The sequence below is a fragment of the Methanomassiliicoccales archaeon LGM-RCC1 genome, from assembly GCA_030168575.1.
Lineage (GTDB): Archaea > Thermoplasmatota > Thermoplasmata > Methanomassiliicoccales > Methanomethylophilaceae > Methanoprimaticola.
This window is the reverse complement of record CP115555.1, coordinates 801,548-821,539: the sequence shown is the minus strand read 5'-3', so window position 1 is coordinate 821,539 and position 19,992 is coordinate 801,548. Positions and strand designations below refer to the sequence as shown.

At 53.3% G+C, this 19,992-nt stretch carries 18 protein-coding genes and 1 tRNA gene; 8 read left to right on the top strand and 11 right to left on the bottom strand.

The features are described 5' to 3' along the window. Positions 1 to 123 precede the first annotated feature (123 nt). Complete coding sequence (locus PED39_03970) at positions 124 to 747, top strand: 50S ribosomal protein L15e (GenBank protein WII08369.1); 624 nt, start codon at positions 124 to 126, stop codon at positions 745 to 747. Between the two features lie 73 nt (positions 748 to 820). Here the strand turns inward: PED39_03970 and PED39_03965 are convergent, their stop codons facing one another. After that, complete coding sequence (locus tag PED39_03965; GenBank protein ID WII08368.1) at positions 821 to 1,666, bottom strand: THUMP domain-containing protein; 846 nt, start codon at positions 1,664 to 1,666, stop codon at positions 821 to 823. 56 nt (positions 1,667 to 1,722) lie between these two features. Between PED39_03965 and PED39_03960 the strand changes: the two genes are divergently transcribed. The 3 genes from PED39_03960 to PED39_03950 all read left to right on the top strand — a co-directional run bounded on the left by PED39_03960 (position 1,723) and on the right by PED39_03950 (position 3,542). Continuing rightward, a complete protein-coding gene (locus PED39_03960) occupies positions 1,723 to 2,544 on the top strand; it encodes a sulfite exporter TauE/SafE family protein (protein WII08367.1) in 822 nt (273 codons plus the stop codon). Then, positions 2,541 to 2,798: a DUF1634 domain-containing protein gene (locus PED39_03955; GenBank protein ID WII08366.1), complete on the top strand. Its 258-nt coding sequence runs from the start codon at positions 2,541 to 2,543 to the stop codon at positions 2,796 to 2,798. Before PED39_03960 ends, PED39_03955 begins: the two co-directional genes overlap by 4 nt. 456 nt (positions 2,799 to 3,254) lie before the next feature. Beyond that, complete coding sequence (locus PED39_03950; protein ID WII08365.1) at positions 3,255 to 3,542, top strand: hypothetical protein; 288 nt, start codon at positions 3,255 to 3,257, stop codon at positions 3,540 to 3,542. 79 nt (positions 3,543 to 3,621) lie between these two features. Here PED39_03950 and PED39_03945 read toward each other — a convergent pair whose 3' ends face one another. From PED39_03945 to PED39_03920, 6 genes are all read right to left on the bottom strand, one after another. Then, positions 3,622 to 5,013, bottom strand: a complete 1,392-nt coding sequence (locus PED39_03945) for an NCS2 family permease (GenBank protein ID WII08364.1) — start codon at positions 5,011 to 5,013, stop codon at positions 3,622 to 3,624. Positions 5,014 to 5,620: 607 nt separating this feature from the next. After that, positions 5,621 to 6,838: a hypothetical protein gene (locus PED39_03940; GenBank protein WII08363.1), complete on the bottom strand. Its 1,218-nt coding sequence runs from the start codon at positions 6,836 to 6,838 to the stop codon at positions 5,621 to 5,623. Between the two features lie 59 nt (positions 6,839 to 6,897). Next, positions 6,898 to 6,985: transfer RNA gene (locus tag PED39_03935), tRNA-Leu, on the bottom strand. Between the two features lie 107 nt (positions 6,986 to 7,092). Beyond that, entirely contained in the window at positions 7,093 to 7,305 is a 213-nt protein-coding gene (locus PED39_03930; protein WII08362.1) for a hypothetical protein, read from the bottom strand. A gap of 196 nt (positions 7,306 to 7,501) precedes the next feature. Beyond that, positions 7,502 to 9,187, bottom strand: a complete 1,686-nt coding sequence (locus PED39_03925; GenBank protein WII08361.1) for an ABC transporter ATP-binding protein — start codon at positions 9,185 to 9,187, stop codon at positions 7,502 to 7,504. Then, a complete protein-coding gene (locus PED39_03920; GenBank protein ID WII08360.1) occupies positions 9,178 to 10,890 on the bottom strand; it encodes an ABC transporter ATP-binding protein in 1,713 nt (570 codons plus the stop codon). The genes PED39_03925 and PED39_03920 overlap by 10 nt, the downstream gene beginning before the upstream one ends. 72 nt (positions 10,891 to 10,962) lie before the next feature. Here PED39_03920 and PED39_03915 point away from each other — a divergent pair, with 72 nt between their 5' ends. Together PED39_03915 and PED39_03910 are read left to right on the top strand one after the other, a co-directional pair. Beyond that, positions 10,963 to 11,379 (top strand): hypothetical protein, encoded by a 417-nt coding sequence (locus PED39_03915; protein WII08359.1) that lies wholly within the window; start codon positions 10,963 to 10,965, stop codon positions 11,377 to 11,379. Between the two features lie 43 nt (positions 11,380 to 11,422). Next, the gene (locus PED39_03910) at positions 11,423 to 12,784 is read left to right on the top strand and encodes a hypothetical protein (GenBank protein ID WII08358.1); all 1,362 of its coding nucleotides are present in this window, start codon (positions 11,423 to 11,425) and stop codon (positions 12,782 to 12,784) included. Here PED39_03910 and PED39_03905 read toward each other — a convergent pair. Together PED39_03905 and PED39_03900 are read right to left on the bottom strand one after the other, a co-directional pair. Then, the gene (locus tag PED39_03905) at positions 12,778 to 13,152 is read right to left on the bottom strand and encodes a Mov34/MPN/PAD-1 family protein (protein ID WII08357.1); all 375 of its coding nucleotides are present in this window, start codon (positions 13,150 to 13,152) and stop codon (positions 12,778 to 12,780) included. The genes PED39_03910 and PED39_03905 overlap by 7 nt on opposite strands. Then, complete coding sequence (locus PED39_03900; GenBank protein WII08356.1) at positions 13,149 to 14,756, bottom strand: NAD(+)/NADH kinase; 1,608 nt, start codon at positions 14,754 to 14,756, stop codon at positions 13,149 to 13,151. The genes PED39_03905 and PED39_03900 overlap by 4 nt, the downstream gene beginning before the upstream one ends. Positions 14,757 to 14,805: 49 nt before the next feature. On the opposite strand from PED39_03900, the gene PED39_03895 reads away from it, so the two are divergent. Then, positions 14,806 to 15,465 (top strand): fibrillarin-like rRNA/tRNA 2'-O-methyltransferase, encoded by a 660-nt coding sequence (locus tag PED39_03895; protein WII08355.1) that lies wholly within the window; start codon positions 14,806 to 14,808, stop codon positions 15,463 to 15,465. A 1-nt stretch (position 15,466) separates the two neighbouring features. Next, entirely contained in the window at positions 15,467 to 15,817 is a 351-nt protein-coding gene (locus tag PED39_03890; protein WII08354.1) for an NUDIX domain-containing protein, read from the top strand. On the opposite strand, the gene PED39_03885 is transcribed toward PED39_03890, so the two are convergent. Beyond that, a complete protein-coding gene (locus tag PED39_03885) occupies positions 15,808 to 18,321 on the bottom strand; it encodes a hypothetical protein (protein ID WII08353.1) in 2,514 nt (837 codons plus the stop codon). The two genes, PED39_03890 and PED39_03885, sit on opposite strands and share 10 nt — an antisense overlap. Further along, positions 18,318 to 19,832 (bottom strand): MFS transporter, encoded by a 1,515-nt coding sequence (locus PED39_03880; protein ID WII08352.1) that lies wholly within the window; start codon positions 19,830 to 19,832, stop codon positions 18,318 to 18,320. Before PED39_03880 ends, PED39_03885 begins: the two co-directional genes overlap by 4 nt. Between the last annotated feature and the right edge of the window lie 160 nt (positions 19,833 to 19,992).

The window sequence follows — 19,992 nt, the reverse complement described above, 5'->3', positions numbered from 1 at the left end:
CGCGAATCTATATGCGCGCACTGTTTTCTTTATATACGACATAGGCATCCCCTTACTCTGTGAGACGTTTAGCCTCACGAACGGAAATGTGCCGTGAAAGGTGAATCCGTAAAGGTGATTAAAATGAGCGAAGAGACTCAGGAAACACGCCCGGTCAACGGGAAGAGCATGTACAGCTACATCGCTGATGCATGGGACGTACCCGAGAAATCATACGTCAAGGCATTGAACTACGAGCGCCGCATCAAGTGGAGGAAGGAAGAGAACTTCGTCCGCGTCGACAAGCCAACCCGTCTGGACAGGGCCAGAGCACTCGGATACAAGGCCAAGCAGGGATACGTCATCGTAAGGGCGAGGGTCAGGAAGGGATCCTTCCGCAAGAGGGCCATCGTCACAGGTAGGAGAGCAAAGAGGAAGGGAATCAACCAGATCATCACCGGCAAGAGCATCCAGAGGATGGCCGAGGAGAGGACTGCGAAGAGATACCCCAACCTCGAGGTTCTGAACTCCTACTGGGTAGGTGCAGACGGACAGCAGGAGTGGTATGAGGTCATCCTCGTCGATCCCGCACACCCCGTCATCAAGGCCGACCCCAAGATCAACTGGATCTGCGAGAAGACACACACCAACCGTGTCTACCGCGGAAAGACCTCCGCCGGACAGAAGGGACGTGGAATGAGGCACACCGGAAAGGGTGCTGAGAAGGCCAGACCCTCGGTCAAGGCGAACCAGAGAAGAATCAAGTGATCTCACTTACGTTCAGGTAAAACCATTTAACCGCCCGCAAGGGCGGATATTTCTTGTTTTTGCTCTAAAGGATTCAGAGGCCTTTGATTATGGTCTCGAAAAAAACATGGACTTCTTCGTCGGTCATTCCGATGGTCGGGAAGAATACAGGTAGCTCATACTGACTGACATCCACGCCCTCCAGGTCCTTGAGGTCGGTCCCCATGACGATTCCAAGGATCTTCTTCTCGTCGTCCTTCTCTGGATTGAACTTCCTCAGGTAGGTATCGTACTGCTTCAGGGGAGAGAAGTCCCCGTCGCCTCTGATCATGACCCTGCATCCACGCTTCATCATCAGCCACGCGGACACGATGCTCCTCTCAGAACCGTCGATGTCTGCGATGACCTTGCCCTGCGTCCCCACCGGGAGTCCCGCGTGGCATCTGATGTAATCCTGGAAGATGAACGCGCGGTTGTCGCGGGCCTCCACGAAGAACACCACGTCGGGATCCGTGAGATCGACCTTGATACCCTTGTCCTCATTGGCGAGGAATATGGCGGAGCCTATCTCCCTGCCCATGTCGAGGCTTGTGTATCCCTGTGTTCCCTCCCTGCGTGCCTTGACAGCGAAGGACTGCCCCTCGGACAGCCTTGACAGGGAATATTCCGCACCGGTGCGGCACATGTCCTCCATCTTGGAGGAGCACTCTTCTGCAATGGATATGGAGGCGATTCCGAAGACCTTCCTGGCGGATCTCACCGCGGCATCGATATCTGTGGCCTCTATGTAGAATCTCGCACCCTTGTTGGTGACCAGTGCCTCGACCCCGTCCTCCATGAGCATGTTGAGCATGTTATCCTTCAGCGTGCTCTCGAACCTCTTGCGGACAGGTGTGCTCTTCAACCCGATCTCAGCGTATCTAACGAGTAATATGGCCACGGCTTTGAATCGGGGTTGCGGATAAAACTATATCGCCCGATTAGATGCTGTTTTCCATGGAGATCCTCATCCTTTTGGGACTGATAGCCCTCGGAGCGGGAGCCGGCGTCATGGGTGCGCTCTTCGGATTGGGGGGGGGAGTGATATTCGTCCCCGTTCTGATGCTCGCATTCGGTATGGCGCCCGCCGAAGCGGCTGCCGTCAGCCTTGTGGGGATCGTGGCAGGGTCCGTTGGAGCGTCAAGCGTATTCGTGGAGAAAGGGCTGGCCAACATCCGTCTCGGATTGATGCTCGAGGTGACCACCACCATAGGTGCCGTGGCCGGAGCTTTGATCGCGGGATATCTGCAGGAATGGCTGCTGAGCCTGATCTTCTGCGCCGTGATGATCTACAGTGGTGTCAGGATGATACTCAGTCCAGAGAGGGTCGTGGAACCCAACGGGGAAGGGGGCAAGATGTGCTTCGAATACAAGGACGAGGCCAGCGGCGAGTGCATCTCGTATCATGTGCAAAACGCCGGCACAGGCAGTTTGGCATGTGTGTTCGCGGGAATGATGTCCTCCATGACTGGAGTCGGAGGGGGAGCCATCAAGGTCCCCGTGATGAATCTGATAATGCACGTCCCCATGAAAGCAGCCAGTTCAACGAGCAGCTACATGATCGGGATCACCGCGTTCTCCGGCGCCATAACCTACTTCTTCAGCGGTCAACTCGACCTGACCTTCGCGGGAGGCGTGGCCATAGGTGCATTCATAGGTGCATTGTTGGGAACGTACCTGGCGAGGAAGCTGGACACCAAATACATCAGGAGATACTTCTCGGTGGTCCTATTCTTTATGGCCACTCTCGTACTTCTGCGTGTGGGAGGGATACTGTGAACATGAACAAGGCGATAGCATGGACCCTCCGCATCGGAATCGTATTGGGACTGATCCTGATCGTTATAGGGGAGTTCATGACGGAAGGCAACCCTTTCCTTTACTACGGAGTACTAATCCTGATAACGTCCCCGATGTTCGCAGTTGTGACTGCATTCATAGGCCTTATCCTCGAGAAGGATTGGAAATGGGCTGCCGTGGCAGGCGTCGTTGTGGCGATTGTTGTCTCTGGTGCATTCCTGGCCATGATGTGACCACGCTGGATCGACGGTTCGTATATTGTATTTAGCGAGCCAAATTATAATGATGATTTTGCCACTTTTTCCGCATATATTATGAATTTACATGATTTATTATGTTCATTTATAGTAAGTACTTACTTTAAATGAGTTTTATTTCTAAACTTTAGATTGTACAAAATCAGCTCAAACATCGATGAAAAACAACGTTACAACGAACCCCCACAACGGTCCAGGTAAGAGAAATGGGGTCCGATGAAGCGAGAAGTACTTTCGCCGTCACAGCGGTGCCGCTTATGTTAGTGGTATACTCAGTACTGATGATGGAAGAGTTGGATGCAGGGGATTTACATCTCCGGTCCGACTCTAATCGTATCAAAACCTTGTTATCGAACGCAACTATGTACCTGCACGGGTTAACGGCCAATGTTTCCGACCCCCTTTATACGCTCCTATGACGTCCCTTTACCCATGACCGAAGTAGCATGCAACACGTCCAAATCCATCTGTTCGGCCAGCCAGTACAGGATAAGGCTGGAAGAGAAGCTGAAAGCCCTTCTGGGCGAAGAAAGGATAGCCGGCACCCTCGACCCTTACATCAACAGGGCGGCCGATTCCGGGAAGATCAGCGCAGAGGATGCGGAGACCCTTCTGAAGATATCGAAGTACATCGACCATTCCTACACAACCTGCGACGGCTGCAGGCTGATGACCTTCGACAGGCTGAAATCCTGGTCGGAGGTCGTGGAGAGGATCTGATCCGATCATCAATCACACTTACGGATGCACAGCATCCTTTTTCAGCAGATCCCCTGACGCTGAATGCCCTGCCGATGGATCAGGGTGTGAACTCGTAAAGGAGAATGAAGTGCACCAGGAATATTATCTCGAATGCCCACAGGACCAGTGAGATGTCTCTCCATTTGCCCTCTGCCACCATGCAGATGATGTAAGCGAACGTTCCCAGAGCGATTCCATTGGTTATCGATCCCGACAAGCCCATCATGAACAGCGTGACGAACACCGTTGCGATGGTGGTGTAATCGTTCCATTCTATCTCCCTCAGGGCGGTGATCATGGCCAAACCCACGAGGAACAACGCACCCACCGTACATGCCGGCGTGATTATGGCGAATGCCGGTACGAAGAACAGCATGGCCATGAACAACAGTCCTACAACGACCGCCATCAGTCCCGTCCTGGCCCCAGCGGCTATACCGGTGCTTGACTCGATGAAAGAAGTGGTGGTGGAAGTACCTGCGACGGCACCGAAGACGGTCGCTACCGCGTCGACCTCCAGGGCCTTCTCGTTGCCCTTGATCTCCCCGTCCTCGTCCATGATGCCGGCGGAACGCGAGACCCCGACTATGGTCCCCGTAGTATCGAACATATCGATGATCAGCAGAGATATGATGGATACTATGAACGCCGACCACATCGTGCCCTCGATCGACCCTATATCGAACACGACACCGAACAACCCGAAATCAGGCATACTGATGAGATCCGTTATAGCGGCCGTTCCCACTCCTGGGATGAGCTGCGCCCCGTTGACGACCGTATCCCAACCGAACAGGGCCCCTCCGACAAATCCGATGATGATGGTCGCTATGATACCGATCAGGACGGCTCCCCAGCTATTCCTGGCCCAGAAGAACATCGTTATGACGATGCAGGCCAAGGCGAGAAGCGTACCGGGTGCAGATAGGTCGCCGAGCTCCAGAGCGGAACCGGTCGCATGAATGATAATTCCTGCGTTAAACAGTCCGACGACCACGATGAAGAATCCTATACCTGCGGTGATCGCCAGTTTCATCACCATCGGTATGGCCTGAAGGATCTTCATTCTAAGACCGCTGACCGTCAGGATGAAGAAGGCGATACCGGAGATGAGGACAATGAGCAATGCCTGGGGATAGCTGAATCCCATGCTCAGGACGACTGTGTACGAGACGAATGCGTTGATACCCATTCCGGGGGCCAAAGCTATCGGGAATCTCGCATACAGCCCCATGAGTATACATGAGACGCATGAGGCCAGTGCCGTGGCGGTTACAAGCTGGCCGAACAGTTCTTCTCCCGCAGCCGGAGCCAGAATACTCGGGTTGACCGCGAGGATGTAGAACATCGCAAGGAAGGTTATGACTCCTCCCTTGATCTCGGTCTTCAAGTCCGAGCCCCTCTCGGTTATGTGGAAGAAATTGTCTATCTTGACCGACAGCTCGGACATGAATAATAAACCCGCCTATACGCTATAAATTGGTTATGTCTCGCTCGTGACAAAAATGAACAATATGGTGTTATGGAGAACGGATTGCCAGTACGATCGGACATTAAATGGAATAAATGGTGCAAGGGAAGGTTTGCACAACCCCCCTAGCATTTCCGAAAAACACCAAAAACACCGATTTTTGACTCCAATCGCATCGAACGTCTTGCACCAAAACCAGTACCATTTATTAGTGCAAAGCACACCCACTCCAATCACAATCCGACCATCGAGTAGCGAGTCTCCTGCGAGTATTTATCAGGACAAACGAGTGAAGAAAAGGTCATATTCGCAGTCATAGCAGCGCTGATAGGTCTAATCAGAGTGAAGGACTGGTTCCGGGCACTCATCGCGATCATAGTCTTGTCCATAGTAGTATCTGGGGCGGTACTAGCGGCGCTGTGATCTGACCTATAATTCTATTCGATTCGGGTATAACGCAGCTCATGTAGACTTGATGCCCCATAAGCAGGAAGGAATGGCCAGTAACAAAAATATGCGGTAATAACGCTCGCTTTTGTCAAGTAAAAATGAAGGGCAGGACCGTCTGGTCCCGCCCTGAAAGGTTTCACTCTGCCAGTTTGAAGACATTGTTGAAGATCATGTAGGTGCCAGCGGCGTTATCCGCTGTTCCGACAATCGTGATCTTCTTAAGGTCCTTAGATATCGTTCCGAAGTAATATCCCCAGAACGTTTCTCCGTTGTTATCGTAGACCGATTCCATATAGAAACTGTAGCCAGATTCGTTGGGGAAAAGCATCGCACCAAAATAAGAATCCCCCTCGGGCGCAAACAAGGTGACCTCTATAACGTTAGTGTTGGAATCGACAAGGTCGAACGTTATGGCCACTTCGTCCTCCATAGACCTCAGAACTACTCCATTCTCCTCGACATATGCGTTGAAGGTTCCCTCGTAACGCTTGCCCCAAAGGGTGCTGGGGGCCTTCACGACTTTGCTCTCGTCACCGTAACATACCTGCCAAAGTTCGATATCGCCGTTGGTATTGTCGTAGGATGCTGTATATATGACCCCGTCCTCGATATGCACCATATCGATAAGGCAGGTGTCGCTATCATAATCTGAGATTGCCATCCAGTCATTAGGCGATACCTTCACCGCGACGAAATCGAGGTCGGTTTGGTCACCGTGAGAGTTGTAGAACATAATACCGGGCTTGACCCCGTTGATCGTCAGGTAGCGGTTCTCGGAAAGGTGGTCGATGATACCATCTTCGGTGTACTGGTTCGCAATGAAAGCCTCGTACACATCACCTTCTTGGAATTCGTAGGAATCTCCCCATGAAGCCTCCCTCGATCCCGCCACGAGCCTGTCACCGGGATCCTGACGCTCGAAGATCATTCTGGCCACACCGATATAGCCGTCAAGGAACGATGAGACTATGATTGTATCCTCAATCTTGGTCAATATGGACGTGTTCGTGAAATCCCAAATGCCACCAGTCATCATCGTGTTGCCGTTGGCCACACAGATATATTCACTGCCATCCAGATGCATGGAGTAAATCCCGTCTCCGATCTCCTCGAAGGTCGCGACCTCATCCCACAGATACTTCGGATCGTACGTCTCGTATACGGTGCTGCCGTCATCGTCATAGTACCCTTCGGCATACGATGCTAGATGCCAATTGCCATCCAGATCCATCTCCTTCTGTCCGCCGTCGTAGACGATAAATGAAGCAAATAACACCAGCACAACTGCCGCCACAGTCACCGCAAAAGGCGAAATCTTGCGCAGTTTTCCAGCATTATCAATCTGTTCTGTCATGAACCTGTGTTAGAACTACATCGGTTAAATATTATGCTCGATTAGGTCATAATCAAAAGTGGTGCAAGGGAAGGGATTTGAACCCTCGAACTCCTACGAGAATAGGCCCTGAACCTATCTCCTTTGGCCAGGCTCGGATACCCTTGCACGTCAGGCCAATGACTGTGAATACATCCTTGTATAAAAGTAAGATGGAAAGGCCCGCCCCGTTCCCGGGACAGGGTTTCGAGGTTCTGAAGAAGTTCAGAAAACCATCAGGCTTTCATGATCTTCATCCAGCCGCCGGACTCGTAGATTGCGAGCTTCCTCTTTGCAAGGATCTGCTCGAACTCCGACCACTCGATGACGTCAAGCCTGTTGTTCTTTCCCTTGGTAAACTGAATACCAGAGGTTCCCTTCACTTTGCCGGGCTTCAATCCCTTGTTCTTCGCAATTGTCTTTGCTTTTTCCAGGTCAATGCGTTCCATAACCAATAGAATGCCCCCAGAACAAGTATCCGATTAGTCGGTATTTAAAGATTCTTTAATTTTTTGATATCTGGCTCGACTATTATGGCCAAATAATCATCCAAATGGGGAATACTGAACAAAGGTAAGTGTATCGGTGAAAGGTTGTCGACTGTCCCAGTATTGCATAGGTATTAACTGGAGTTAACATCCAATTTTACGCTAACACTCTACCGTTAGAAAGATAGATTACTTCGTCCGCCTGATTGATCACGGCTTGGTTGTGACTGATCATTATGATGGTGCGATCCTTCTTCAATTCCTGGAGCTGATCGATGATCGCCTGACCGGTGATCGGGTCCAAACCCGCGACGGTCTCGTCGAGGACGAGCACCTTGGGATCGCTGATAAGCGCACGCGACATAGACAGCATCCTGCGCTGTGCCAGAGGAATACGATGCATATCCTCTCCGACCATCGTATCGTATCCGTTGGGAAGCGTACCGACATAGATGTTGAGCCCCGTCCTCTCGGCTACCCTGACCATCTCCTCCTCGGTCAGGTCCGGGCGGTTGTAGATTATGTTCTCCCTGATCGAACCTTCTATCACCCAAGGATACTGCATGACGTAGCAGATGTCCCTGCCTGTGGTCTCTCCGCGTATCCTCTCGATATCTACGCCGTCTATCCTGACATGGCCTGAATCGGGTTTGTAAAGGCCCATGAGAAGGTTCGCAGTGGTAGATTTGCCCGAAGCGGTAGGTCCCGCTATGACGGTGAACTTGCCGGGCTGCACCTTGAAAGACAGGTTCCTCAAAATGGGCTTGCCCTCCACGTATGAGAAGCAGACATCGTCGAATTCCACCTCCCCTTTCCTGATCCCGTATCCACTCCCGGGATCGGGTTTGGGCTCCTCCGGTGCGTCCAATATCTCGATGATCCTCCGGACCGAGATCATCTCGTCCTTCACACTGTCGTAGATGGTCACGGTCATCAACAAGGGGGTGTTCACTACCCTGACGTAGATCATAAACGTCAGGAACATACCTATGTCGAGCTCACCGTAGTACAGGAGCACCGCACCGATGATCACGGTCGTGAGGTAACCTGAATTGACCATCACGCTGACGATAGGGGAGATGTAACTCGAGCGTATGTTCGACGACACAAATGCCTTGGAGAACCCTTTGTTGGACTCCTCGAACTCCTTGAGGACCTGCTCCTGCATGTTCTCCACCTTGATGGTGCGGTGTGCGGCGATGATGTCGCTCATCTTGGAGTTGATCTCCGCGACCCTCCTCCTCTGTTCCTCGTAATCCTCCATCGAATGCTTGGTCAGACGTTTGGATGCGAAGAACACCACCGGCGTCAGCAGCAGATAGAAGGCCGCCAGGACCGGGGACGTGATCAGCATCATGACCGCTATGGCCAGGATCATGGTGATATGGACTATGAACCCCGTATAGTCCGCGGATATGAGCTTGGACACCTTGGGCATGTCCGAGGTGAAACGCGACGACAGGTCCCCGGGTGGGAGCTTGTCGATGTAGGATATGGGCATCCTCATGAGCTTGTCATTGATCCTGTCCCTCAGGTTCCTTGAGAACAAGAGAGACAACTTAGACATCTTGCTGGTCGCATGGGCGGTGGACACATACCAAAGGGTGATCATCAGGATTATGATTGTGCACATGTCCAGAACGTCGGCTAAGTTGATGAAGCTCCCCTCCTTCAGCTTGGCCATGAACCCATCCATCATCCAACCGCAGATGTACGGGATTGTGTACAGGATGACGGTTGCCACCAGGGACAAAATGGCGCAGAAGCGCATGGTTCTCCTCTCGGAGCCGATGAACTCCTCCAGGCGCAGAAGGGTGTCGATGCCATTCCTTATCAGGCCCATGTTCCCTGCCCTCCCTTGGCGTGGACGTACATACTCCTATAAAGCTCGGATGTGTCCATCAAAGCCTGATGGCTGCCTTCGGCCTCCACGCGGCCGTTGTTCATAAGTATGATGTCATCGGAAATCTCGCAAGTGGAGGTGTCGTGCATGACGAATATCACGGTCCTACCCCTGCAGATCTCCCGAACGGCATTCAAAGCGAGATTTTTGGTCTCGGGATCCAGCGAGAAGAAGCAGTCGTCGAAGACGTTTATGTCCGCGTCCTTCAGGAGACCGCGGGCCATGATGACCAAAAGCCTCTGTCCCCCGGACATGGTTTCATCATCGATCACGGTGTCCAGATCACCGGACATCATCCTGGTCAGTCCGACACGGTCGCACACGTCCATTATCTCCTCGTCGGTCTTCCTGCCGCGGGGATCCAGGTTGTACCTCAGCGTCCCCCTGAAGATGTTCATGTTGTTGCCTGAAAACGCCATCCTTTCACGGAGGACAGCAGGATCCACCTTTGTCTTGTCCATCCCGTCGATGGTTACGCTCCCGGAATCCGGCTTCCCGAAGCCCCAGATTATCCTCGACAGGAAATAGACCCCGCTGGTGGTGGTTCCCAGTATGGTGACCGTCGATCCCCTTCTGATCTCCATGTTGACATTGTCCAGACTCTTCCTTCCCAGGTTGTCGATGAGATTCAGGTCTCTGACCACCAGCTGCTTCTCCGTGATAACCGGGGACGCAGGCTCCTTCGCCTCCTCGACGGCAGAACGGATGATGTTGTTGATACGGTCGAAGCACGTACGGCTCCTGGGGGATTCTATGCAGAGGTAAGGGATTATGACCAGGGTCGATACGATGTAGGTCGCGTACTGCATGAACACAATGATGTCCTCGGGGACGATCGTCTCAGAACTGTCCAATGCTGCCGCCAGGAACATGAATGTTATGAACGCCCACATGAAGGCGGTCGATATGTTCGGTATGAAGTAGCTGTTCAGGGTGACCTTCCAGTTCATCGCCCCGAATTCCGTACTGGCCTCGCTGAACTTCTTGTTCTCGTAATCGTAAGCGTTGTATGTACGGATCGTACGGGCTCCGGTCATTTTCTCCCTGAGGAGGAGGTTCACCCTGTCCATCTTCTCCATCTGTGTGCTGTACAGCTTGTTTATACGCGCCGTGGCCAGATATGTGAGCAGTATGACCACGACCAGCGTGGAGATCAGGATGAGTGCTATCTGAGGATTGATGTTGTATGTATACCAAAAAAGGACGGCCATCAGGAACGGCATCGGCAAGTACGTCCTCAGTGTCTCGAAGACGTATCTATGTACGAAATTTACATCGTTGATGAGACAGGTCATGGTGTTGGTGGTGCTTCCCAGCGCCTCCAGGTTCTCCGTCCTCACCGCGGCCTCCATTATGTTCTTCCTAAGGAACTCGGAGACCGCCATGGACACCTTGGATGCCATGTATGATGTCGTTATCAGGACTATGGCCGATATTATCGTCAGCACTATCAGGATTATTCCGTAGTGGAGTATGCTCCCCATATCCTGGTCGTAGACCCCTTGATTGAGCATCGGCTTCAACAGGGTGATGGCCATAACCTGTGAGAAGACCCCTATGACCTGAATGACCGCTATAATGATTACAGCGGGAACGAACGGCTTCAAGAGCCTCACGAGCGTCCAGTCCTCAGGTCTCCTCATCGGGCCTCAATCCTTTATCGCCATAATAACGATATCGTCACCGCCAAATATCGGAACGATTATGGGGAATCCATGAAAGAGGAGCGCCCTTACATCGCCAACTATGCTATAGGCATGATACTGGTAATGGGCGTTAACATGGCTTTTACCGCCATTTCTTGCTACCTCTATCCCGAACTGTTCAAACCTACCAGGGTCACCTACGAGATGTTGCTCGCTTTCTACATCGGAATGACGATTTGGGAGGTACTGTTGGCAGTCACCCTGTTCATCGGATCGGGCATATCATACAAGCTCTGCGTCCTATCACTCTTCCTCATCCTGGCTCTGACGTTGACCGATATGCTCATGCAGGGCAGCTTCGCATTCGACATATGGCTACAGATTGTCCTATCTGGACTCGCGATCGTCCTCCTTCTGCAGAAGCCCGCTAGAGCGTACTATAACAACTGGTCCCTGGGAAAATTGAATGAATGGGAGATAGAATGAGACCGAAAACCTTTTTTCTACCTGTCGTCACTAACGAGGGAATATGGAGCATTCGGAAAAGCTTCTTCTGAGGTCATCACCCTCGGAGGATGTCACTCCCGAGATGGGCATAATTCTCGGTCAGGCCCTGGCCATCTACTATGACAAGGTCGTCGTGGGAAGGGACCTGATGCAGAGCAGCCCCATGATGAAGAACGCATTGGTCTCAGGACTCGTCTCGAGCGGCACCGATGTCATCGACATAGGTGAAGTGTCAGAGCCCGTGGCAGGACTGGCAGCATCCTTGGGAGACTGCTGCGTCTACGTCACCGAGTTCCGCCAGCAGGACCTGATGAGCGGATACCTTCTCATCGAGAAGGACGGCAGCTTCTTCAGCATGGACCAGGTTAGACGCCTGGACCGTATTTTCGAGGTCGGCAGGAAACGCCCTCCGTTCAAGGAACTGGGAACGGTCAAGAGATACTACAACGCCATCAACGATTACAACATGAGACTGATGGCGCTCTCCAGATCTGCCACCGGAGGGTCGCTCGTCCTGGACTGCAACTGCGGACTGGGGACCGATTCGGCTCCGCAGATCCTCAACAAGATCGGCACCGACATCATATCGATCAACGCCCAGAAGGACAGTGAGTTCATCTCCAACCCCCTTTCCACCAAAGAGGCCGACACCCGTCACATGAAGGCGCTGGTCCTCGCCAGCCCCGGATCCACCGGCATATCAATGAACCGTGTGGGAACGATGATGAGGGTGTTCGATGAGACCGGCGAACCGATCACCGACGAGCAGCTCCTATGCCTTTTCATCCTCTACCTGAAGCCGAAGAAGGTCGTCGTCCCTATGGACGTCACTTGGCTGATCGAGGATGTATTCAGAGGGAAGGTGACCGTGGAGGTCGATTCTCCCTTCCCTGACCCCGATCCAGAACAGATGGAGTTCGTCGTCGCCAACCCTTCGGTCGGACCCATCCACAGAATGCTGGTCGAGAAGGATGCGGACCTGACGTACTACCAGGGCGGATTCGTCTTCAAGGGCATTTCGTGGTCCCCTGATGCGATCATGGGATCCGTTCTCCTGTCGCAGTTCTCAAGCTCCAACAACATGAGCGAGGTGCTTTCCAAGCTCCCGACGTACTTCTCCGAGAAGAAGACCTTCAGATTCTCCTGCAGCCAGGCGGACTTCGCCCGTATGATGGACGCCAACCTGCCCGACATCAACCCGATGGCTGTCTACGAGGACAAGTGCTGGAGGGTCGACATGGCCAGCGGAGGATTCTTCGTGGCGTTCGACAAGGACCAGGAGGATGTCGTCAACATCTTCGCTGAGTCCAACGACAAGCTTTACCTGATCAGCCTCCTGGAGGTCATAGACGGCCTCATGGAGAAGTGCGAAGCGGGTCAGTAAATAATCTCCAGATCCACAGGCTCTCCGCGGGAATCGTATGCCACCCAGCTGTTGCGGTCGTAAGGCTGGCAGGTTATGAAATGGACACCGCCAGTGTTGCTGAAGAAGTCCTTGTCGGCATCAGAGGGCTCGTTGGAATATCCCGGGTGCGAATGCGCTGATCCGGCTATGGAGTAATCTATTGGCTCCATCCACTGGTTGAGGAAGCTGTGCTCATCTCCGAACACCGTCCCGGGAAGCATGACCATCTCTGAGATGACCCCGTCAATCTCCCTGTGCATGCACAGGAACTCATCGGGATAGGCCGATTTGGCGGCCTCATTGAAACCATCGATGAAATGGATGCTGACTCCCTTGATCTTGTTCATAGCGCATTCACCAGTTTCTCGCGGACGCGGGAGAAGAAGTCCATATCGAACCTGATGAACCTCGCCTTCTTGTCCGAGAGCATGAAGTCCACCTTTGTGCGGCCTTCCATCGGGATCTCCTCCTGACCGTCCAGTACGATGACGCAATCCTTGTCCAGGACAGACTCCACCGTTATCTTGCTGGATGCAGGCACCACGAACGCTCTGGAGGTTGACTTGTATGCCGCCATGGGCACGACCATCAGCGCATCGACATGGGGGTCCATGTAAGGCGCACCGAGACTCATCGCGTAGCAGGTCGATCCGGTAGGGGTTGAGATTATCACTCCGTCGGACCTCATCTCGCAGGCGAGGACGTCGTCGACGTAGATCTTGTAATGACGGATCTTGGCCACGGACGAGGTGTGTATCAATGCCTCGTTGACAGAGTCCTTCAGGTACTCTCCGTTGTACCAAGAGCTGAGCTTGAAACGGGACTCTATGGTGTAGTCTCCTCTGATGAGACGGTCTATGCCGTCCTTGATGTGATCGCGGTCGATCTCCGCAAGGAATCCGACGCTGCCGCCGTTGATCCCGATGACCATCGCATCGGTGTGCTGGAGTACCCTCAGCAATGTGCCGTCTCCTCCAACTACTATGACGATGTCGACATCCATGTCCTTCAGCGGCGTACCTTCTATGCCCATTATCTTGGCGATCTGATCGTCAACAACGTATTCCTGGCCTTTCAGCGCGTCGATCACCTGCTGCGTGTACTCAACAGCCTTGGAGAGTGAGGTGTTTGCATAGATTCCATACCTGTGGCCCCTGACAGGGTCCTTTCCCCTTACCAGGTAATCGAACACGGTCTTGTCGCCTACAGCAACGGTGTTGCTCCTGTGCTCGAGATCGTACTTCATCTCGAGGACGTTTCCTTCCATGTCGTAGATCTCGCCGCCGGCCTCCCTAAGGATCAGCACAGCGGCCGCGATGTCCACAATCCTCTCGCAGTGGACGTAATTAGCCGAGTACATGCAGAACGCATCCGCCTGTCCCTCCGCGACCTCCACGATCTCTAGAGACGAGCATCCCATCCAACGGCTGGACGATGCCTTCTTGGACATCAGGAACGCATCTGGATGTGCGTGCTTCCCGATGTAGTTCATGATGAACAGGTTCTTGAAATCGGGCTTGCGGACATGTATCCTCTCGCCGTTCTTGAAAGCGCCCTTGCCTTTCTCGGCCCAGTAGGAATCCCTGGTGACCAGGTTGCGGATGTATCCGAGCCTCATCCCCGACAGGTTGTCCTTGCCGACTCCCAATGACACGGTATAGTAAGGTATGCCTGCGATCGCATTGTTGGATCCGTCTATCGGATCCAGCACGAGGGTCTCCTCCCCTCCCCTGTCGACGAAGCCTATCTCCTCGCTCAGGACGTTCAGCGGCACACCGTTCCTCTCAAGGTACATCAGGACGGCGTTCTCTGCCACCTTGTCTATCCTGGAGGTGGGGGTGCCGTCCGCTCCTATGCATATCTCGTCGCCCTTGCAGTTGGAGTCCGGGATCTTGCGGATCTCCTCGAGGACTGCGTCCGAGATAGCCGAGAGGGTATCAATCGTGATCATGGTCACTCGATTGACAGGATTTTATAAAGAATATACCATGGACAGGACGATGGAGCCACTGAACTTCACTTCGGACAGGGTTTTCCTCGACAGGGGAAGGCTTTACACGGAATCCCTCTGCCCTGGCAGGAGGATCTACGGAGAGAGGCTGTTCACCATCTCCGGTACCGAGTACCGCGAATGGGATCCTAGGAGGAGCAAGCTCGCTGCCTATCTCACCGTGGGAGGGAAGCAGTTCCCGTTCAGGAAGGACTCCAAGGTCCTTTATCTGGGAGCTTCCAGCGGCACCACTCCGTCGCATGTCGCAGATATCTGCGCTGACGGGAAGGTCTACTGCGTGGAGTTCGCCCAGAGGATGTTCAGGGACCTGGTCGGAACTTGCGAGACCCGCCCCAACATGATGCCCATACTCGGGGATGCCACAGTGCCCAGTGAATACTCCATGTTCGCCGACAGCGTGGACGTGGTCTACCAGGACGTGGCCCAGAAGATGCAGGCGAAGATTCTATGCGACAACATGGACGCCTTCAGCGCAGAGTACGGGATGGTGGCCGTGAAGGCGCGCTCCGAGGATGTGACCGCGTCGCCGGAATCGATATTCAGGGATGCGGAGAAAGTTATCCGCGACAGAGGTTACAAGGTCATCGACGATGAGCCTTTGGACCCGTACGAGAAGGCGCATGCCATTATAGTCATCGGAAGGGAATGATATGCGCACCGCCTACGCAATAGCATTCTCCGGAGATAGGTTCCTGATGGTCTGGCACAAGAAGCGCAACGGGTGGGAGATGCCGGGCGGTCACGTCGAGGAAGGAGAGACCTCCGAGCAGGCTGCAGCAAGGGAATTCCTTGAAGAAGCGGGGTACGAGATCGAGATAGTCTCCACACGCGACATAGGCTACTGCGATGTCTGCGCCGCAATCCTGAAAGATAAAGTCAAGGGCGACTGCGAGATGGAATCCGAGCTATTCAGCGATCTCCCTGATCAATTGTCCTTCGACAGGGAGGAGTATGAGGACACTGTCCCCTGGGCAAGGGAACAGATACGTCTTCATTCCTGATCTTCCGTCATCTTCAGCATATCCGGTTTCTTCACCCTCAAGTAGATGAGGATGACCGTCAGCACCAACGATGCGGCTGCGAATGCTATCAGCAGATACAAGGCATTCTTCTCGATGAATGATGGCTCAGGCTCTGCGCCCGAAAGGTCCTTTGCGACATCCAGATGCTTCAGCTGCCTGTCCAGTTCCGAACCGTCCTCGTACACGAGGCTGAGGTGGGCCTTATCGAGGGATGCCTTCAGACTGTCTTCTCTCTTCAGAACTGCGGATACTTTCCTGATGTCCAGCTCCACATCCGAGAACGCATTCAGAACGACCTCGTGCGAATCCTTGTAGATCTCCACTTCGGTGGCTGTCAGGGAAAGCCTCGTGTCCAGGCTGAAATCGTTGTGGGCCATCTTGTCGACCATGGCCAGTATGCCCTCGGTCATGTAATTGTAACCGTCTATGGCCAGATTGCCATGGGTGAGCGTCAGCGAGGCATCGTCCCCGACGATCCTGAAGACTATGTCGTAATAGGTCACGTCCAGCATCCAAGGCATGTAGAGGTTGGCGGAGAATGCTATGCCGTCCTTGAAGATCATCGAGAACGCACCGGCCAGATCGTTCGTGCGGAAATCGATGTTGGCGGTACCCTCGGGATCGGAGTAGGTCGCTTCCCTCTGCAGTATCAGGGTATAGCCCACTGCGGAAACGTTGCCCCTTATGGTCGTCTCTCCCAGATACTTGGAATAATCGATGGACATGGTCAACGATGCGAACTTGGGTGAAGAGTCTGAGGACTTGATGCTCTGTATAGTGTACGATCCCTTCTCGTCAGGATACTTGATGACGAATCCGGCGTTGTAGAGCTGGAATTCCGAATGGGCATCTTCGGTGAAATGGAAGCCTTCCGTAAACGCATCCAGACAATCCGAGAGAGAACCTTCCGATTCCATGTATATCTCGGTCTTGTCGATGTGCATATCAGCTGTGCTGGCGCCGTATTCTACCTTCGTGGTCAGCTCGTCGAAGTACACCGTGGCAGTGTTCTTACCTCTGGTGTCCACCTCGAGGACCATCCCGAAACTCAGGGCTGTGGTATCGGTCCTTCCATCTCCGTCCGAATCCTCTTTGAACGAGGTCATCGAGACGCTCAGCTTCTCGCTGTTGTCGAGGAGCTGCTGGATTGTCAGCTTTCCTTCCTTGGAGTATATCGTGTACAGTGAAAGGACATCCAAATTGTCTGTGAAGATCTTTAGCTCCTTCACTTCCACATGCATGATGTTCGCTCCGGACTCGGTCTTGTCGAGGGTAACGTACGGGATGGTGGCGTCGAGATCCACGACCAGACTCCTGGTCAACGCCATCGACGTTATATCCGCCTTTCCGGCCACCATCGTGTTCACCACATCGTCTTCCGTGAATTCGAGACTTAGGAAGTTTGTAGCAGTGTCCCTTCCATCTATGATGAGTACGATGTCCGTTACCGTTTTGCTGCTGCCGGAAGCCTTCTCTGTCGTTCCTATCTGTGCGGTGGTTTTCATGTACCTGAGGATATCGACCCCTTCTCCTTCTTCGGGGAACAGGAGCTTCTTAACCTCTGTCAACTCCAGTTCCGCATTAATTGTGGTGGTAGTCAGTGTCGTCCTCGAGTCCATCGTGCCTGCCGTGGTACGCTCGATCAGGACATTGGTCGCAGACGAATCCAAGGTCACTATGAAGTCCGAGTTGCCCGTGATCGTGGTGATGCCCATGCCGGCGATATGAAGCACGCTGGTCACATCGGAATCCTCGTAATGGGTGGTGGATTTGATCTCGGAGAATCTCATCGTTCCGTTGACTGCGCCGCTTGTCGTGATCGTTGTGTCCATCGTGTTTTCCGCGTCGTATGCGACCACATTGATGGTGTTGATGGACTTCAGCTTCCCGTCATCGTAGGACCTCTCTATGACATCCACGGTGGAGAAGCTCAGTATCTCCTGTGTGGATCCCGAACCCGAGCTGGCAGTGTATTTGTAAGTGAACTTCGGATCGTTGATGAACATGTCCGTGGTCTTCCAGGATACCTGGATGGAATGATCATCGGTGTCTGGAGTGAAGGATACTGTCGCGCCGCGCCCGGTTATGCCGGTGTTGTCTACGGTGACCGTTCCGTCGAATGTGTATGTTATCTCGTCAGGCATCCCGGGAAGGACCGCACCGACGAGGATGAAGCTGGTCCCTTTGCCCAGAACGAGCTCGCCGTACTGCGAGATTATGGTGGCGTTGCCCAGGAATATTACGTTGGAGTCAGCACCGAAATCCATGGTGTATGTGGAGATGTCCAACCTGGTGCCCAAAGCTATGGTTATCGTCGATCCATCATTGAAGGTCCTGTCCTCCGTAAGAGTCACGTCGCCGCTTATGGTCACAGCCCCATTGGACATCTCCCTGATATCCGCATCCGACTGATCTTCAATCGGGGCCAGGCACAGAACCATTGCAAAGACTGCTATCAGAATGAGCGCTGCCCTCAGCATCATATGTCCTTCTCCCTCCTTAACAGAAGAAGTGCGACGGGCAGTCCGATCACCACGAACGCTATCGCGCCCAGAGTGAATGCGTAGCCGACTCCCTCTGCGAATACTTCTGCTATCTCGTCGGTGAGTCCCGGAAGCAATCTTATCGCATCCCCCAGCGGGGTTATCAGCAGGTTCGCCAGAGATGTGTTCGACGGCAGTTCGAACGGCAGTATGGAATTCCAATGATCCACGATCGAACTGATCTTGGATGCCATGAAGGCATCAGTGACATGTTGGTAAAGGTTGTATCCCAGCCACAGGGCCACGGTACGCATCATGATCGCGAACGACATCATCGCACCGTTGTTGTCCTCGTTGGTCCTGTTCTGGATGGTGGCGTTGAGCATCGAGACCAAGCATCCTATGGCCAGACCGAGCAGGAAAAGATGTCCTGCGAATATGTAGAACGGATCGTCGGCACTCAGGTACTGCATGGATACCAATGCTATCGGGGAAAGTATCACGCTCAACAGGAGCCACGGGAGATGCCCGGTCCTGTCGATCGTCTTGGAGATGCATATTGCGGTGACCGCCGCTCCCAAGACCATGACTATGAAGAACGGCGCAGCCTGGCTGACCGACATCTGGAAAGTGAAGAACGCAGTCTTCACCATGAATCCCACCGCACCCATGTCCAGCACTCCGAGGAGCACGATGAACACCATGGAGACGCTGACCAGCCTCTTGTTCCTGACCTTCCTATGGAACATGGAATCGGGGTTGCGGACCTCGGCCACCATGAAAATCAGGAACAGCATGACGATGAATGCGGTCGCCGCCTGTGCGATCGTGTCCCTGATCGACCAGTTCAGATAGAACTCCTGGAGGAATATGACGAAGACTGCAGCCCAAATCGTCAGTATGATCGCTCCGGGCAGATCCGCCTTCATCTCGCTGTTCTTCCCGTTCTTCAGCACCTGCAGGGCAGGGAATGTGACTATCGCCTGAAGCACGGCCATGGCCCAGAAAGCGACCGGCCATCCGATGGTCTCCAGTACCGCCTTACCAGCGAACAATCCGACGAGCATTCCCCCTCCGAATCCGAGGGACATTATCCCGTTGGCCATGTAGCGGTCCTTGCGGTCATCTATATCGAAATAGATCTGAGCTATGCATGTGACGATGATCAGCCCGGTTCCGAATCCCTGGACCAGACGCGATATGTTGAACACCATCATGTCGGTCGCCATCGCACATACGATCGAGGATGCCACGAACATCAGCGATCCTGCCAGATACGGCATGCGCCGGCCGAACCTGTCCATGGTTCCGGCACAGAGGCCCATAGCCGCGCATTCTCCGGCGACGAACATGGGGAAGGTCCATGCATAGCTGTCATCGGGGAAGGCGTTGAGGTCTAGCATCAGGTTGAAAGATATTATCTGCGTGAAGGCTGCTGGCACACATACTATGAACGTGCTGAAAGACAGCAGGCACAGACCAGGTAACATCTTCTTTGATTGCTTCTCCATTTACCTTCCTCAGGACGACTTACCAATCGTTAACACTTATAAATTTGATGCGTTTGACAGGAAAAAGGGACGGATGCCTTCGGTCCCTCGAATGTTTATATACTTCTTCTATAATCGCATGCGTAGCCTCGCCGCCTAGATATGATTCGGAGGATCACAC

Coding starts and splice junctions, on each gene's coding strand:
- PED39_03970 (WII08369.1), top strand. CDS start 124: ATGAGCGAAGAGACTCAGGAAACACGCCCGGTCAACGGGAAGAGCATG.
- PED39_03915 (WII08359.1), top strand. CDS start 10,963: ATGAAAGAGGAGCGCCCTTACATCGCCAACTATGCTATAGGCATGATA.
- PED39_03890 (WII08354.1), top strand. CDS start 15,467: ATGCGCACCGCCTACGCAATAGCATTCTCCGGAGATAGGTTCCTGATG.
- PED39_03920 (WII08360.1), bottom strand. CDS start 10,890: ATGAGGAGACCTGAGGACTGGACGCTCGTGAGGCTCTTGAAGCCGTTC.
- PED39_03905 (WII08357.1), bottom strand. CDS start 13,152: ATGAACAAGATCAAGGGAGTCAGCATCCATTTCATCGATGGTTTCAAT.
- PED39_03880 (WII08352.1), bottom strand. CDS start 19,832: ATGGAGAAGCAATCAAAGAAGATGTTACCTGGTCTGTGCCTGCTGTCT.
- PED39_03885 (WII08353.1), bottom strand. CDS start 18,321: ATGATGCTGAGGGCAGCGCTCATTCTGATAGCAGTCTTTGCAATGGTT.
- PED39_03930 (WII08362.1), bottom strand. CDS start 7,305: ATGGAACGCATTGACCTGGAAAAAGCAAAGACAATTGCGAAGAACAAG.
- PED39_03945 (WII08364.1), bottom strand. CDS start 5,013: ATGTCCGAGCTGTCGGTCAAGATAGACAATTTCTTCCACATAACCGAG.
- PED39_03940 (WII08363.1), bottom strand. CDS start 6,838: ATGACAGAACAGATTGATAATGCTGGAAAACTGCGCAAGATTTCGCCT.
- PED39_03960 (WII08367.1), top strand. CDS start 1,723: ATGGAGATCCTCATCCTTTTGGGACTGATAGCCCTCGGAGCGGGAGCC.
- PED39_03910 (WII08358.1), top strand. CDS start 11,423: ATGGAGCATTCGGAAAAGCTTCTTCTGAGGTCATCACCCTCGGAGGAT.
- PED39_03900 (WII08356.1), bottom strand. CDS start 14,756: ATGATCACGATTGATACCCTCTCGGCTATCTCGGACGCAGTCCTCGAG.
- PED39_03895 (WII08355.1), top strand. CDS start 14,806: ATGGAGCCACTGAACTTCACTTCGGACAGGGTTTTCCTCGACAGGGGA.
- PED39_03950 (WII08365.1), top strand. CDS start 3,255: ATGACCGAAGTAGCATGCAACACGTCCAAATCCATCTGTTCGGCCAGC.
- PED39_03925 (WII08361.1), bottom strand. CDS start 9,187: ATGGGCCTGATAAGGAATGGCATCGACACCCTTCTGCGCCTGGAGGAG.